Source organism: Acinetobacter lactucae (assembly GCF_013122135.1).
Classification (GTDB): Bacteria; Pseudomonadota; Gammaproteobacteria; order Pseudomonadales; family Moraxellaceae; genus Acinetobacter; species Acinetobacter lactucae.
Genome location: NZ_CP053391.1, coordinates 716920 through 733424 on the forward strand (window position 1 = coordinate 716920; position 16505 = coordinate 733424).

At 38.5% G+C, this 16505-nt stretch carries 16 protein-coding genes; 9 read left to right on the forward strand and 7 right to left on the reverse strand.

Translation table 11 applies throughout. The features are described 5' to 3' along the window. The first annotated feature begins 289 nt into the window (after positions 1-289). The 3 genes from prpF (at position 290) to HLV59_RS03525 (ending at position 2976) form a co-directional block, all read left to right on the forward strand. Positions 290-1477 carry a 2-methylaconitate cis-trans isomerase PrpF gene (gene prpF / locus HLV59_RS03515; protein ID WP_125739302.1) on the forward strand — a complete coding sequence of 396 codons (1188 nt, stop codon included), beginning with the start codon at positions 290-292 and terminating at the stop codon, positions 1475-1477. A gap of 161 nt (positions 1478-1638) precedes the next feature. After that, positions 1639-2550, forward strand: a complete 912-nt coding sequence (locus HLV59_RS03520) for a polyprenyl synthetase family protein (protein WP_062850049.1) — start codon at positions 1639-1641, stop codon at positions 2548-2550. 57 nt (positions 2551-2607) lie between these two features. Next, a complete protein-coding gene (locus HLV59_RS03525; protein WP_125739301.1) occupies positions 2608-2976 on the forward strand; it encodes an MmcQ/YjbR family DNA-binding protein in 369 nt (122 codons plus the stop codon). A gap of 70 nt (positions 2977-3046) precedes the next feature. Here the strand turns inward: HLV59_RS03525 and HLV59_RS03530 are convergent, their stop codons facing one another. The 4 genes from HLV59_RS03530 to HLV59_RS03545 form a co-directional block, all read right to left on the reverse strand. After that, entirely contained in the window at positions 3047-3901 is an 855-nt protein-coding gene (locus tag HLV59_RS03530) for an SPFH domain-containing protein (RefSeq protein WP_002116544.1), read from the reverse strand. A 28-nt stretch (positions 3902-3929) separates the two neighbouring features. After that, the gene (locus tag HLV59_RS03535) at positions 3930-4391 is read right to left on the reverse strand and encodes an NfeD family protein (protein WP_016143355.1); all 462 of its coding nucleotides are present in this window, start codon (positions 4389-4391) and stop codon (positions 3930-3932) included. 105 nt (positions 4392-4496) lie between these two features. Then, complete coding sequence (locus tag HLV59_RS03540) at positions 4497-5414, reverse strand: patatin-like phospholipase family protein (protein WP_171429348.1); 918 nt, start codon at positions 5412-5414, stop codon at positions 4497-4499. A gap of 67 nt (positions 5415-5481) precedes the next feature. Continuing rightward, positions 5482-6108, reverse strand: a complete 627-nt coding sequence (locus HLV59_RS03545) for a lysophospholipid acyltransferase family protein (RefSeq protein WP_171429349.1) — start codon at positions 6106-6108, stop codon at positions 5482-5484. A gap of 128 nt (positions 6109-6236) precedes the next feature. On the opposite strand from HLV59_RS03545, the gene HLV59_RS03550 reads away from it, so the two are divergent. From HLV59_RS03550 to HLV59_RS03575, 6 genes are all read left to right on the forward strand, one after another. Then, on the forward strand, positions 6237-7496 hold the full coding sequence (locus tag HLV59_RS03550) for an MFS transporter (protein ID WP_171429350.1): 1260 nt from the start codon (positions 6237-6239) through the stop codon (positions 7494-7496). 73 nt (positions 7497-7569) lie between these two features. Next, positions 7570-7761, forward strand: coding sequence for a hypothetical protein (locus HLV59_RS03555; RefSeq protein WP_171429351.1), 192 nt, complete (start codon positions 7570-7572; stop codon positions 7759-7761). 273 nt (positions 7762-8034) lie between these two features. Further along, on the forward strand, positions 8035-9351 hold the full coding sequence (locus tag HLV59_RS03560) for a DcaP family trimeric outer membrane transporter (protein WP_163118687.1): 1317 nt from the start codon (positions 8035-8037) through the stop codon (positions 9349-9351). 178 nt (positions 9352-9529) lie between these two features. Continuing rightward, a complete protein-coding gene (locus HLV59_RS03565) occupies positions 9530-11179 on the forward strand; it encodes a phosphoethanolamine transferase (protein ID WP_171429352.1) in 1650 nt (549 codons plus the stop codon). A 14-nt stretch (positions 11180-11193) separates the two neighbouring features. Next, positions 11194-11868 (forward strand): DNA-binding response regulator PmrA, encoded by a 675-nt coding sequence (locus tag HLV59_RS03570; protein ID WP_003655381.1) that lies wholly within the window; start codon positions 11194-11196, stop codon positions 11866-11868. 24 nt (positions 11869-11892) lie between these two features. Further along, positions 11893-13227 (forward strand): two-component system sensor histidine kinase PmrB, encoded by a 1335-nt coding sequence (locus tag HLV59_RS03575; protein ID WP_016143349.1) that lies wholly within the window; start codon positions 11893-11895, stop codon positions 13225-13227. Position 13228: 1 nt separating this feature from the next. Here HLV59_RS03575 and HLV59_RS03580 read toward each other — a convergent pair whose 3' ends face one another. The 3 genes from HLV59_RS03580 to HLV59_RS03590 form a co-directional block, all read right to left on the reverse strand. Continuing rightward, a complete protein-coding gene (locus tag HLV59_RS03580; RefSeq protein ID WP_171429353.1) occupies positions 13229-13927 on the reverse strand; it encodes a phosphatase PAP2 family protein in 699 nt (232 codons plus the stop codon). A 153-nt stretch (positions 13928-14080) separates the two neighbouring features. Continuing rightward, positions 14081-15268 carry an ammonium transporter gene (locus HLV59_RS03585; RefSeq protein WP_016143347.1) on the reverse strand — a complete coding sequence of 396 codons (1188 nt, stop codon included), beginning with the start codon at positions 15266-15268 and terminating at the stop codon, positions 14081-14083. A 302-nt stretch (positions 15269-15570) separates the two neighbouring features. Beyond that, positions 15571-16455 (reverse strand): LysR family transcriptional regulator, encoded by an 885-nt coding sequence (locus tag HLV59_RS03590; protein WP_171429354.1) that lies wholly within the window; start codon positions 16453-16455, stop codon positions 15571-15573. Positions 16456-16505 lie beyond the last annotated feature (50 nt).

Here is a 16505-nt window from a genome sequence, read left to right on the forward strand (position 1 = left end):
GTAATTGTAAAAATTATTTAAAATCATGATGTTGCTTTTAATATTCCTATATCGGGTGAAAAGTACTCTAAAAAATATAATTTCATATAGACTTTTTTTCATAGATTTTGCTTAGATTAAGTCATTGCAAGCATATTGCTAAATTCTCAAAATATGCTCGCGTCAATACGATTGATGTATAAAGCAGATCGCTATCTCTTGGCCTTAAAACAATTTAAGATGCAGAGAAGGGTAAACAAGAATGCTTGTTTTGATATAGAAGAACATAATAGTAAGGATAACAGTTGATATGAGCTCAGTACCGCAAATTAAAATTCCAGCAACTTATATGCGTGGTGGAACCAGTAAAGGTGTCTTTTTTAAGCTTGATGATTTGCCGGAAAAAGCCCAAGTTGCAGGACAAGCAAGAGATCAGCTCTTACTACGTGTCATTGGTAGCCCAGACCCCTATGGAAAACAAATTGATGGGATGGGGGGAGCCACTTCGAGTACTAGCAAAACTGTTATTCTCGCTAAAAGTACTCAGCCAGAGCATGATGTCGATTATTTATTTGGTCAGGTTTCAATAGATCAAGCTTTCGTAGATTGGAGCGGTAACTGCGGTAATTTGACTGCGGCTGTTGGTTCTTTTGCGATTTCAAATGGCTTGGTAGATGCAGATCGTATTCCAGAAAATGGTCTATGCACGGTTCGAATCTGGCAAAAAAATATTCAAAAAACCATTATCGCGCATGTGCCTATCACCAATGGTCAAGTTCAAGAAACTGGTGATTTCGAACTCGATGGAGTGACTTTCCCTGCCGCTGAAGTTCAAATTGAGTTTTTAGATCCGGCCGATGATGGTGAAGAAGGCGGTGATATGTTCCCGACAGGGAATGTTGTTGACCAATTAGATGTTCCAGAGATTGGTAGTTTTCAAGCCACATTTATTAATGCTGGTATTCCAACCATTTTCTTAAATGCAGAAGATTTAGGCTACCAAGGTACTGAGTTACAAGATCATATTAATAGTGACGCAACTGCATTGGCACGTTTTGAAAAAATTCGTGCCTATGGCGCAGTTCAGATGGGCTTAATTAAAGATATTTCAGAAGCAGCAGCGCGTCAGCACACACCCAAAATTGCATTTGTTTCTAAACCGAAGAACTATACGGCATCAAGTGGTAAAAACGTTGCAGAGAACGATGTCGATTTACTGGTTCGTGCTTTGTCGATGGGGAAATTACATCATGCTATGATGGGAACAGCAGCAGTGGCGATTGGTACGGCAGCCGCCATTCCGGGCACATTAGTAAACCTTGCAGCTGGCGGTGGTGAGCGTGAGGCAGTACGCTTTGGTCATCCATCTGGAACATTACGTGTTGGCGCTCAAGCTGAACTTACAAATGGCCAGTGGGTCGTTAAAAAGGCGATTATGAGCCGTAGTGCGCGTGTGTTAATGGAAGGTTGGGTACGCGTTCCGGGTGACAGTTTCTAAAACAGTTAAGAATGAAAAAGCCTCTCCATTTTGTAGAGGCTTTTTTACATAGGCCTTCGAAAACTCATCACGCACTTTTCACAGTGAATCGTGTATGATGTAGCGCATGAATGCTTCATAACATTCAATAAAATTTCTCTACTGATTTTATCGAGGCGACTGTGTCATCACTCTCTCAAGTTAATGCGGATGTTTTAAAACAAGCTCAACAACGTATTCAACAAGATTTATTGACGACATTGTCCGCATTCTCAATTCCAGAGCCTTTGAAAAGTGCAGTTCACCATGCAGTCATGCTTGGTGGAAAGCGTGTGCGTCCAGCTTTATGTTATGCCACTGCATCTTTACAGCCAAATCCGAATTTTGCTGCGGCTCGTCGTGCTGCGGTTGCGGTTGAACTTATTCATTGTTACTCACTAGCGCATGATGACTTGCCTTGTATGGATAATGATTTACTGCGTCGTGGTCAACCGACTTGTCATGTTGCGTTTGGTGAAGATACTGCTTTGCTTGCAGGCGATATTTTACAATCAATGGCTTTTGAGATTTTAGGTAGCCGTTTGTTTGATGAACAAGGGCAGGGTACCGATGCCGCGATTGTATTAAAACAAATGCAGATTTTAGCAACTGCCAGCTCTAAAATGGTCTCTGGACAGGTTTTAGATTTGCAAGCTGAAGGCAAGCAAATTACTCAAGACGAACTTGAAAATATCCATCGCAATAAAACTGGTGCGCTCATTCAAGCAGCCATTATGATGGGTGCAGTGACCATTTTCTCTGGAACTGATCAAGCAATTCCAAAGTTACGTCAATATGGACAGACCATTGGACTGGCTTTTCAGGTGTTAGACGATATTCTTGATATTACTTCGAGTACTGAAACCTTGGGTAAAACTGCGGGTAAGGATGAGCAAGTACAAAAATCGACATACCCAGCCTTAATGGGGCTCGAACAAGCAAAGGCCTATGCTAAAGAATTGCATGATCAAGCTTTTGAAGCCTTAGCTCATTTTGGTGACGATGCAAAAGAATTAATAGATATCTCACAATTTCTTTTAGCTCGTACCAATTAATAAGATTAAATCAATATTCATACTTCTATTCATATTCAATGAATAAAGGAGAAAAGAATGAATGGTACGCAACTCCATCAAAATGCAATTGAAATTGCAAGAAATCTTCCTTTTAGTCAACAGACTCATCCATTTGGGCCTGAATATGAAGTTTTTAAAATATTAGAAAAAATATTCATGCTGACTACAGAAGTCGCGGGTGTCAAAATGATTAACGTCAAATGTGATCCCTATAAAAGTCAGGAATATCAGGAGCTCTATTCATTTATTATTCCGGGCTATCATATGAATAAAAAGCACTGGATTTCGATTACACCGCATAAGAACTTAACAAGTGATTTACTTCAAGATTTGATTCATGATTCTTATGATTTAGTTGTAAAAAAACTTCCTTTGAAAGATCAGAAAAAATTAAAAAACCAATAATATAAAGGATAAAAAAACGGTGGCGTGATAGCCACCGTTTTATTTCAAGTACTTATTTAAAGTAACTAAATTAATTATGCTTTCCCATAATGCCGCGAATTGTATTTAAAACATCGGCAGGTAAAACCACGGTTTTAGCATTGCTTGATTTCGCCATATCTTGCATTGCTTTGACATACTGCTCGCCTAACAGATAAGCAACAGGTGTTTCTTTATCACCCACTGCACTTGTGACCATTTCAATCGCTTTTTGTGAAGCTTCAGCCAAAACAACTTGTGCTTCTGCATCACGGCGAGAGGCTTCCAAGCGACCGTCAGCCTCTAAAATTGCAGCTTGTTTTTCACCATCAGCTCTTGTTACTGTCGCACGGCGTTGACGTTCTGCTGCAGCTTGAGCTTCCATGGCAGCTTGCATGGTTGAAGAGGGTTGAATATCTTGAATTTCAACAGTTTTTAATGTGATACCCCAATCTGAAATATCATCAGAAATAGCAGCTTTTAACTTCGCTTTAATATGGTCTCGTGAAGACAAAGCATCATCTAGATCCATTTCACCGACAATAGAACGTAATGAGGTTTGTACAAGGTTTTGAATCGCCCATGTATAGTTTTCAATACCGTAAACTGCTTTTTCTGGTGTGGTTAAATTAATATAGGCTACCGCATTCATGAGCAATACGGCATTGTCACGTGTAATCACTTCTTGCGACGGAATATCTAGCACAATATCTTTGGTGGTAACTTTATAAGCCACTTCATCAACATAGGGAATCACAAAATTAAGCCCCGGATTTAGGGTAGAGTGATATTTACCTAAACGTTGAACAATCCACTTATAACCCTGAGGAACAATACGAACCCCTTTAAAAATGGTGACAGCCACAAAAGCCAAAAAGGCTAAAACAATAATAGTACCGACTGGCATGAAAATACCCTCTCTTTATCTTTAATGTTTATGAAGTACCGTGGGATTGAACAATTAAGTCATTACCCGAAATATCAATAACTCTGACACGATCACCGACTTTAACTGGTGTGGTGCTTCGACAGTTCCATTCATCGGCCCCTAAAATTGGCATTGGAAAGCGAACAATAATTTGTTCGTGGTCGAGACCAGTTTGAATCACCATGCCAATTTGACCAATGGTTGCTTCGCGAGGTAATCCCGCTTTAGTTTTATCAATTGATAATGGTTTAATAAATTTGAACCAAAGAATGGTGCACAGCACTGACAGAACTATCCACAGCACAACTTGCGTAGTGAGGCTAATATCTGGAAATAACCAGTAGAGAAAGCACACCATAATGGCGGCAATACCAAACCAAAGTGCGGCAAAGGCGGGTAGAATCAGTTCAGAAAGAATAAGTAAGATACCCAATACAAACCAGTGCCAAGGTTGTATAACAAACTCCATAGATCTGCTCTTTTATATATCTTTATGATGGGTAAAAGTGACTCAATATCACTTTTACCACTGTAGCAGATGATGCAGAGTGTGGATAGAAAAAAACCAACTCAATTAGAATTTAGGACGTGGTGCAGGCTTAAATGCGGCTGGAGATTTTTTGAAGTTTGCAATTGCGGTTTCAACTTGGCGTATTTGCGCTTGAGCAGCTTTTTCGCCTTCCAAAATTGCTTGGTTACTTGATTTGAGATCAAGCGTACCTAAGTGGCCAACTTTAGGTTGAATCACTACATTTGCTTGCTTGAGCTCTTCATTAATACTTTGTTGGCCCATAATATTAATGGTTTGATCCAGTAGTCCCCACATATTGGCTGGGCGATTTCCTGCTGGACGAGCAGAAATATCGACTGCAATGACAATATCTGCACCCATGTCACGAGCTGTTTTAACTGGAATTGGGCTAACCAATCCGCCATCTACATACTTCTGCTTGCCAATGGTTGCTGGTACAAATACATTTGGAATACTGCAAGATGCACGTACTGCTTGGCCTGCATTACCTTTAATAAAGTCTGCTTTTTGACCATTATCAAGGCGAGTTGCCACGGCCGCAAAACGGATTGGGAACTTCTCAATCGGTTTATTGCCTACGTTACGGTTAACGTAGTCCTGTAACTTTTGTCCAAGAATAATGCCCTGACGATTAAGTGTTAAATCGCGGATATCTGACTCTTGTAACTTTAGCGCTAGACTTTGCAATTGATAAGGCGTTTGTCCACTTGCGTAGATACTTCCAACAAAGCTACCGGCACTGGTACCCGTCACAATTTTAGGTTTAATTCCGTGAGACTCTAAAACCTTGATTACACCAATATGTGAAAATCCTTTTGCTCCACCGCCACCTAAAGCAAGTGCAATCACAGGTTCACGGGCTTTCATTAAGGTTGTCGGTGTTGGTGTTTTGCTAAATTTATCACAGCCAAATAGTGCTAGAGAGATAAATCCAATACTGGCAAATTGAGCAATTTTCATCTTTAAAAAATAATCTACGTCGAGATAAATTAAGAGGGCTCATGAGACCAGATTTGCTCAATTTTTGCTAGGTTTTTTTCACTAGATTTTGTAAAGGTTCAGCAAGCCAATTACGATTTTTTGGTGAAATTTTTCCTTCATAACGCTCAAAAATCTTGGTGAGATCTTCGTCGTAGTTGCCACTTGGGTTTAGGTGCCCTAAGCAGTGAATCGTCTTGTGGTCATAATCAAAAGAAAACATCACAATTGGAATATTAGCTTTTGCGGCAATATGGTAAAAACCACTTTTCATTTTTTTTGCTTTTTTACGTGTGCCTTCGGGTGCCATTCCAATCCAGATCTTGTCATATTTTTGAATGGTTGCAACGACTTGCTCAGTAAGTCCATTGGCTGTGTCACGTTTAACAGGAATGACCCCAGCCCAATCTAAAGCTCGTTTAAACGGTGGTTTAAAAAGAGCGTCTTTACCTAATACGGTAATTTGAATACCTAATCCGAAAATCGCTAGAAAGCCATACCATCCATCAATATTGGAAGTATGGGGGGAAATAATCGCCACTGCTTTTGGAAAATTAGAAACTTCGCCTTCAATTGTCCAACCTTGCGCTAAAAAAAGTTTTTTAAATAGCGCTCGGCTTAACGCAGTGCCACGTTGGGGTACCAAATCAGGTAAATTAGGGAAATGTTGATCCATATTTTTTTAAATTTTAACTTGTCCTAGTTTTATCTTAATCTTTTGAAATATATGCTTCATTGGCAAAATGTAAGAACAAAATGACATTTGATGTTATTCCTTATTAAACAAATAAAAAGTAGGTTTCTATGTTGCGGCAGCAAAATCTCTATCTTCTGCTATTTTCTTTATATTGGGCACAAGGACTGCCTGTCGGGTTTATGACGCATGCTTTACCCGTGATTTTAAGAGCAGAAGGAGTATCCCTTGCCCATATTGGCGGTTTTGGTCTACTAATGTTGCCGTGGTCAATTAAGATCTTTTGGGCGCCGTGGGTCGACCGACACGCACTTTCCCGTTTAGGACACTATCGTAGTTGGATTCTACCTACTCAGTTTTTGATGGTAGCTGTACTTTGTATTTTGTCTTTTTTCCCCGTTCAAGCTTTAGACCAGCCCATTTATTTATTTGCCTTTTTTATTTCACTTCTTTTTATGAATTTAACAGGAGCAACCCAAGATATTGCGACCGATGCTTTGGCCGTCAATTTGTTGAAACATGATCAACAGCATTGGGGGAATACATTTCAGGTCATTGGTTCGCGGTTAGGTTTTATTGTCGGTGGAGGAGCCGTACTTTGGTGTTTAGACTGGCTGACATGGCAACCTACTTTTTTTCTATTAGTAACATTAGTATTTTTAAATACTTTACCCGTTTTATTATTTAAAGAGCCTCAACACACTTCCAATTCAAATCATGAACTCAAACTTGACCAACAAAATTTAGTCCTAAAGATTAAAGCGTACTTAAGATATTTCTCTCAGAATAAAGAAATCCGCTCTTGGTTAGTGGTACTGATCACTTTTAAAGTAGCAGACGGCTTAGCTGGGCCATTACTTAAACCTTTAATGGTGGATATGGGGCTAAGTTTTACTCAAATTGGTGTTTATATCACGATGCTCGGTACAGTAGCGGCACTCACTGGGGCGGCAATAGCGGGAGGAGTTCTTAAATATTTTTCCAGACCAACAGCACTAATTGTTTTTTCAATTTTTAAAATTATGAGCCTAGGAGGCTATGCTTATTTAGCCTATGCCCATGAACAAAAAATTCAGTTGAATGTCTGGGCTATCTATTCAGTCAATGCTTTAGAAGATGCATTCTCGGCAATGTTGTTAGTGGTTATGTTGACTCTGGTCATGCATTACAGTCGAAAAGAATATGCGGGAACAGATTTTACGTTTCAGGTATCAGTCATGGCGACTGTTAGCGGTCTTCTTTATAGTTTTAGTGGTGTGATTGGAGATGTACTGGGTTATTTCCATTATTTGATAGCTATTGTCATTATTGGAGTGATCAGTTTACTGCCTATTTTTCTCTGGAAACATGCGAAACTGCAGGAAAAATAATGTTAACTAAATGAAATAAAGAATTTTAATGTTGCTTAAGCCGTGATCTAAGCTTTAACTCATACCTTCGTCTATGTTTTTAAAAATGTATATTTTTAGCTATTTAAATGCTCAATTAATTGTGCCATCTTGTGTAGATAGCAAATGGAAGCTAAATGGAGAAAAAATGGATTTGGATAACAAGAAAAATCATGTGAATCAATCGAGATGGGCAGAAAAATGTTCAATTAGATTGGTTATTAGCCTAAAGTCTAAAAAAGAATAATGAAATAACGATTTAATCATTCTATAAGATAAGAGAGTTGTGTAGGATTCGTTACAACATGAAGTTAAGGTAAAAATCTGTAAACCAAAGTATGTTTTTTATGTCTTTGGTTATGGGCTTTTGGTCTTGCATAACGTTGAAATTGGTTTTGGTTGCGGTAATAAAATTAATGTAGCCAAAGTGGAAGATAGTTGATTTTTTAGCCCCTAATTTAATGGCATAAATCAACTTGGCATGGATAGGCAACATAAAATATATTTTTAGGAGTTTTTGATGGATCTATTCCTTAATCGTAAATCTTTTGTTATTAAAAGCTTGGCTCTTACAGTTACAGCTTTAATGATGAGTGGGGCACATGCTGCGACTTCCGACAAAGCGGAAATTCAACAGCTTCGTAAAGAAGTTGAAGCGCTGAAAGCTTTAATTCAACAGCAGCAACAAGTTCAGCAACAACAACAGCAAGTACAGCAACAACAGCAAGTACAGTTAGCTGAAGTTAAAGCACAACCTCAAGCTGCTGCACCAGCTTCTCCTTTAGCAGGATTTAAATCTAAAGCTGGCGCTGATGTGAACCTATATGGTTATGTTCGTGGTGATGCTAACTACATTATCGAAGGTGCGGATAACGACTTTAACAAAGTAGCTGAATCAAAAGGTGAAGCAAAAGACAAAATTCGTGCAACACCTAAAACGACTCGTTTAGGTTTAGATTTTACTGCTCCTGTAAGTAATGCCAAAGTTGGGGGTAAAATCGAAGTTGACTTTGCAGGTACAAATGATGGATTGCGTATTCGTCATGCTTACTTAACTTATAACAACTGGTTGTTCGGTCAAACAACGTCTAACTTCTTGTCTAATCATGCACCAGAAATGATCGATTTCTCGACAAACATTGGTGGTGGTACAACACGTGTTCCGCAAGTGCGTTATAACTATAAACTTGGACCAACGACTCAATTGTTTGTAGCAGCTGAAGAGGGCGATAGTGCTGGTCTTACGGGTACAAAGGATGAAGATGGTGCTTGGGTAAATGACAGTATCAAATATAGTCTACCAGTCTTAACTGCTAAAATCACTCAAGGTTATGCAGATGGCAAGGGGTCGGCTTCAGCTCGTGCATTAGTTGAAAACTATAAATCAAAAGCTGGCGGTGACAACCAAACTGGTTGGGGTGTAGCAGTTGGTACAGACTTTAAAGTATCTGATCCTTTAAAACTATTTGCTGATGCATCATATGTAGTAGGTAATAGCAACTATCTATATGGTAGTAATAAGGCCTATACAATCGTAAATGGTGATATTGAGCAAAATGAATTTGTAGCAGTACAAGTGGGTGGAACTTATAAGATTTTACCTAACTTACGTTCTACTCTAGCGTATGGTGCTCAGTTCTCTGATGACGGTACTGATTATGCAAAAGCATATGCAGCAGGGAATGAAAAAGTTCAACAAGCATGGCTTAACGTGATTTATACGCCAGTTAAACCAATTGATTTAGGTGTTGAGTACGTTAACGGTAAGCGTGATACTTTTGACGGTAAGTCTTACAAAGATAACCGTGTTGGTTTAATGGCTAAATATAGTTTCTAAGAACAATATTTAGTTAAAAATTAAAAAAGGCGAGATTAATCAATCTCGCCTTTTTGTTGTTTAAAATTTAAAAAATAAGTATGTGATAAGGCTTCTGGATTAGATCATTTTTATTTAAGTGATTTTTAAGTTTTAATTTCTACAGTGAAGCATCATAAAAAGATTGTAGTCGTCCGGGATGCTGAATTTTTTTTCTACTTTAAAACATAAACAGATTTCACTGTTTATGTTTAATTTAATTATAGCCATTTGGTTAGGGGTAATTCTAAATGTTGGTTTTTATCATGAAGTACATCTTTTAACTCCATATGTTGGAATAAAAGCTATTCTATTCTTAGCTGCTACTGTAGTTATTGTGGTTGCTGCCTATTATGCAATTTTACAGATTTTAAACTGGAAATGGACTGCTAAAATTATTGCAATTTTATTGGTCTTCATTGGCGGTTTTAGCTCTTATTTCGTCAATACATTGGGGGTAATCATCTCACCCGATCAGATTCAAAATATGATACAAACTGATTTATCTGAAGTTTCTGATTTAATTTCATTACGTTTCGGGCTTTGGACAGTTTTCTTTGTTGTTTTACCTGTCTTTTTAATTTTTCAAATAAATCTTAAAAAAGAAAAAGTATCTCATTTAGTGGTTAAAAAAATCGGATCAATTATTGCCTCGTGTGCAATCGTGGGTATTTTGCTATTTGTTTATTATGTTGATTTTGCATCTATTTTTCGTGAGCATCGTGATCTAAAAGGTATGATTTCTCCACAAAATAGTATTTCATCTTTAATGTCTTATTATCACAAAATGGCGCCTAAGAAGAACTTACCACTCATACATTATGGTGAAGATGCTCATCAAGTTCAGCAAGTGCAAACGAACCTACCTAAATTAATGGTACTCGTTGTTGGCGAGACAGCTCGTGCAGAAAGTTTTGCATTAAATGGTTATTCGAAAAATACGAATCCGGAACTTTCTAAACAAGATATTTTGAATTTTTCCCAAGTCACCTCATGTGGTACAGCAACTGCTGTGTCTGTTCCATGTATGTTCTCTGGAATGCCTCGCGTTGACTATGATGAACAACTTGCGAGTCATCGTGAAGATCTATTGGACATTGCAAAGCGTGCGGGTTACCAAGTGACTTGGATTGATAATAACTCTGGGTGTAAGGGCACTTGTGATCGTGTTGACCAGTACAAAATACCAGAAAAGTTAAAGCAAAAATGGTGTAAAGACGGCGAATGCTATGATGATATTTTAATTGATAGCTTAAATGAATATTTAGCGACTATTCCTAAAGAAGATACCCGTCCACGACTGATTGTTTTACATCAAGTCGGAAGTCATGGTCCAGCCTATTACAAGCGCGCACCAGCTCAATATCAACTGTTTAAACCGACTTGCGATACTAATGCGATACAGGGTTGCTCTCAAACAGAGTTATTAAATAGTTATGATGACACCATTGTATACACAGATCATGTTTTAAGTCAGATCATTAATAATCTAAAAGAATTATCGAAATATCAAACAGGTTTATGGTATTTATCTGATCATGGTGAATCAACGGGTGAACATGGTTTATATTTACATGGTTCACCGTATGCAATCGCACCGACCCAACAAACACATGTACCCATGATGATGTGGTTTTCAGATCGCTGGAAACAGAACAATTTTGCACAAGTAAGTTGTTTAAGCCAACAAACTAAAGAGAAGTTAAGTCAGGATAATTTATTCCCAAGCTTACTGAGTTTATTAGGCGTAAAAACTCAGGTCATCAACCCTCAACTGGATATGCTGCACTCATGTGCACATGTGAATTAAAGCGAGCCTAGAACATGACAAAAATCTTGATGATTGAAGATGATTTTATGATTGCAGAATCAACAATAACGTTGCTGCAATATCATCAATTTGAAGTGGAGTGGGTTAATAATGGCCTAGATGGTCTGGCTCAGTTAGCTAAAAATAAATTCGATTTAATTCTTTTAGACCTAGGGCTACCGATGATGGATGGCATGCAGGTCTTAAAGCAAATTCGCCAAAGAGCAGCAACTCCAGTCTTAATCATTTCTGCGCGAGATCAGTTACAAAACCGTGTTGATGGCTTAAACAACGGTGCAGATGATTACTTGATCAAACCATACGAGTTTGATGAGTTACTTGCTCGTATTCACGCGCTATTACGCCGTAGCGGGGTAGAGGCTCAGCTTGCAAATCATGAGCAGCTATTACAAAGTGGCGATCTAGTTTTAAATGTTGAACAACACATTGCTACCTTCAAAGGTCAGCGTATTGATTTGTCTAATCGTGAATGGGCAATCCTGATTCCTTTAATGAGCCATCCAAATAAAATCTTTTCTAAAGCAAATCTTGAAGATAAGTTATATGATTTTGATAGTGATGTGACCAGTAATACGATTGAAGTATATGTGCATCACTTGCGAGCTAAACTCGGGAAAGACTTTATCCGAACGATTCGAGGATTGGGTTACCGTTTAGGGCAATCGTAACTTAAATTTTGGAACTTCATCACAGTGCACTATTCATTAAAAAAACGACTGATTTGGGGCACCTCAATTTTCAGTGTAATCTTAGGTTGTATATTAATTTTTAGTGCTTATAAGGTTGCACTGCAAGAAGTTGACGAAATTTTAGATACGCAAATGCGTTATTTAGCTGAGCGAACAGCTGAATATCCATTGAAAACAGTAACAAGTAAGTTTGATTTTCATAAAACTTATCATGAAGAAGATTTATTTGTAGATATTTGGGCATATAAAGATCAAGCCCATTTATCTCACCATCTCCATTTATTGGTTCCACCTGTTAAACAAGCTGGCTTTTACTCACATAAAACCAGTAACGGCTTAATCCGTACCTATGTTTTGCCGTTAAAGGATTATCAAATTCAGATTAGCCAGCAAGAAAAGGTTCGTGAGGCTTTTGCTTGGGAACTTGCAGGTAGCATGTTCATTCCATATTTGATTATCTTACCATTTGCGATTTTTGCTTTAGCTGCAATTATTCGTCGGGGCCTAAAGCCGATCGATGACTTTAAAAATGAATTGACTCATCGTGATTCAGAAGAGCTCACGCCCATTGAAGTTGTAGATTATCCTCAAGAATTGTTACCCACAATTGATGAAATGAACCGACTGTTTGAGCGTATTTCTAAGGCACAAAATGAGCAGAAACAGTTTATTGCAGATGCAGCCCATGAGCTCCGAACTCCTGTTACAGCTCTGAATTTACAAACCAAGATTTTAATTAGTCAATTTCCTGAGCAGGAATCGCTACAAAATTTAAGTAAAGGATTAGCGCGTATTCAGCACTTGGTGACACAGCTTTTAGCGCTGGCTAAGCAGGATGTTTCTTTAAGTGTGATTGAACCAACGAGGGCTTTTCAGCTTAATGATGTCGCTTTAAATTGTGTTGAACAGCTTGTGAATTTAGCTATGCAAAAAGAAATCGACTTGGGATTTGTTCGTAATGAACCAATCGAAATGCATAGTGTTGAGCCAACAGTTCATTCAATCATTTTTAACTTAATTGATAACGCAATCAAATATACGCCTCATGAAGGGATGATTAATATCTCTGTTTTCACTGCTACAGATGGCGATGCATGTATACAAATTGAAGATAGCGGCGCGGGGATTGACCCAGAACATTATGACAAAGTTCTAAAGCGGTTTTATCGTGTACATCACCATCTTGAAGTGGGGAGTGGTTTAGGCCTATCCATTGTTGACCGAGCAACTCAACGTTTAGGTGGAACTTTGACACTAGACAGAAGTTTAGAGCTTGGAGGACTTTCGGTCTTGGTCAAACTTCCAAAGATTTTACATGTTCATGAAACTAGAATTTAATTTAGACCCGTTCTTGTTTAATTTGTTTTTCAAATTCAAAGCGGTGAATACAAACTGCATAAAATAAGATATTTACCGCCCAAACCACCCAACCTGTCCATAAGTTATGACTCAGGAAATGTGCTCCACGCATCATTTGTGCCCATCCCATCATAAAGCCTAATAGAATGCCCGCAATGAGATAAAAATAGGCACGTTTAGGCTGCTCAAGGCGATAAACAAAATAACCTGTCATTAAAATAAAACCAGCGCTTGCATGCCCACCCGGAAAACAATGTCCATGTTTCGCAGTAAAGTCCCAAATATAGCCACCTAAGCTGTTAGGATGAATCATATTCCAAGGACACGCATGAGCAGATTGTGATTTTAAGAGACCAACCAGTGCGCTACCAATCATGCTCACAAAAAACATATAACCATATTGCCAGCGATAAAGCTTTAATTTCTCAACTTTAAATGATGCAAGCCATAGACCGAAAAATATGACATAAATGCCAGTAATGATCTGCTTTACAATCTCATGATTAAGTCTTTCCAGATACCAATTGTCTCGATTGAAAAAATGACCCGTTGAATCGATCCAAGGCTGGATGAGGTACATATCAATTTTCCCACCCACTGGAAAAATGATTAAAAGTAGAAGAAAACTGAGAAAAAGAAAAATGATATTAATTTGGAAAAATTGTTTTTGAGTAGTCATTCTGATGCAACATCAATCGACAATGGATACGGCTAATTACATAAAATTAGGCTTAAATTGATCTTAAACCATACAGAAGAAAGGGGACCAATTTTCCTTAAAAAATAAAAAAAGCGACGAGAAGTATCATCGCTTTGGGCACATTAGAAAGTATTAAAACATACCTTCTTCAGAGTTTGCCGAAATTTTATGAATAGACAAATCTGCACCACGGAACTCATCTTCTTGAGATAGACGAATACCAATGGTCGCTTTCAGTAAGCCATAAACAATAAAGCCACCAGCAAGTGCAATGGCAATCGCGAGCGCTGTCCCGATGAGTTGAGAGATGAATGACACACCGCCTAAACCACCAAGCCATTGTTGACCAAATAAACCTACAGCAATACCACCAAATGCGCCGCATACGCCGTGTAAAGGCCATACACCTAACACATCGTCAACTTTGAGTTTGTTTTGAGTATAAGTGAATAGATAAACAAACATAGCCCCAGCTGCACCACCAATAACAAGTGCACTGATTGGATGAACAATGTCTGAGCCGGCACAGATTGCGACTAAACCAGCAAGTGGCCCATTGTGTAAGAAGCCTGGGTCATTTTTACCAATCGCATTGGCTGTAATTGTTCCACCGACCATTGCCATGAGCGAGTTAATGGCAACCAGACCAGAAATAGCATCAACACGCTGCGCACTCATCACGTTAAAGCCAAACCAGCCAACAATTAAAATCCATGAACCAAGCGCCAAAAAGGGAATAGAAGAAGGTGGATGAGCACTTACACGACCATCTTTCTTATAACGACCAGAACGTGCACCCAATAAAATGACCGCTGCAAGTGCAATCCAACCGCCCATAGCATGTACTACGACTGAACCGGCAAAATCATGAAAAGCTGCACCGAAGGTTGTTTCTAACCACTTTTGCAAACCGTAGTTGCCATTCCAGACCATGCCTTCAAAAAACGGATAAACCAGCGCCACTAAAGCAAGTGTCGCAATTGCTTGTGAACGCATTTTTGCGCGTTCTGCAATACCACCCGAAATAATGGCGGGAATTGCCGCAGCAAAAGTGAGCAAAAAGAAGCAACGCATCAGGTTGTAGCCATGATCACTTGATAAAACCGTACCATCATGGAAGAAGTGCTGACCATAGGAAATGTAATAGCCAACAAAAAAATATGCGATTGCAGAGAGGGCAAAGTCAGTCAGAATTTTACTCAGTGCGTTCACCTGATTTTTATGGCGAACCGTACCAAGTTCCAAGAATGCAAAACCTGCGTGCATGGCAAGAACCAAAACTGCACCAAGTAATAAGAAAAATAGATCTACATTTTGCATAGCATGCTCGAAAAAAGTGCTAAATTCCATTTTGGAACAAATCTGGGACTGTAAATTGCACCAAAATAGATTTAAGGAATCTAAAAACCTAAGTTTGTCGAAACAAACTCAATTGCATAAAAGTGAATATGCAATAAGCGCACCAATTTGGATTAAATAAATAGTTTTTGGCGATAAATGGTGCGCTGATTTGGTCAGGATGGGGCAGTAATGGCGCTTTTTACGTTAAAAGTCATCTAATGTGCTTGAAAATTGACCTGAAAAAGTTCGTTATAAAATTCCTAAAAATTATCTGTAATCATTTAATGATCTGACCAAACTGATTGGGCAACCTCAATAAATGCTTTCGCAGCGGGGCTCATGTGCTTTTTATTCTTGACTGCGAGACCAATAGAACGTTTAAGGTTTGGTTTAAACGGGCGTTTGACTACGTTTGGATAGAGCGCGAGCAACTCTTTGGTGATGACCATATCAGAGACAATCGAAACTCCTAATTGATTGTGAACCATACTCACGATACTTAAAATTTGTGAAACATAAAATTTGATGTCTGGTTTCACATTAAAGTTTTTTAAAATTAATTCGACCTGATGTCGACTACCTGCCATTGTCATAATAAAAGGGCTGTTTTCTAGTTGTGCTGGATCAATATAGAGCTGCTCTGCGAGTGGGTAACCATTTGGAATTAGGGCAACAAAACGGTCTTCAATTAAGGGGAATGTATCGAAGCGCTCATCGGGCATAATTAAAAAACCAACCTCAATGCGCCGTTCTAATAACCACTGAGCAACTTCTTTATCTTCGCCTTCATCGATATAAATTTCGATTTTAGGATAGCGCTGCCGAAAGGTTTCTAAAATTTCAGGTAGTAGATAAATAGAGGATGAAGCCCCAAAAGATCCAATACGTAATGTTCCTTCATTTAAACCATGAATCGCAGCCACTTCTTTTTCTAAGGTATCGGAAATACTCAATAACTCTTTTACATGCGTAAGAAGCTGTTGACCTGTGGGGGTGAGCTCAATATCACTTTGAGTTCTTGAAATCAGGTTAATGCCCCATTGTTGTTCTAATGATTTAAGCGCATGGGAAACTGCCGACTGTGAAATTCCCAGCTTTTCTGCTGTAGCAGTAAAGCTTTTTAGTTCAGCAATGAGTGCAAAAATTTCAAGCTGAGTAAATGTCATATTGTACTTATTATGAGTAAAAACTCATTTTATCATGAGTTTTCATTATC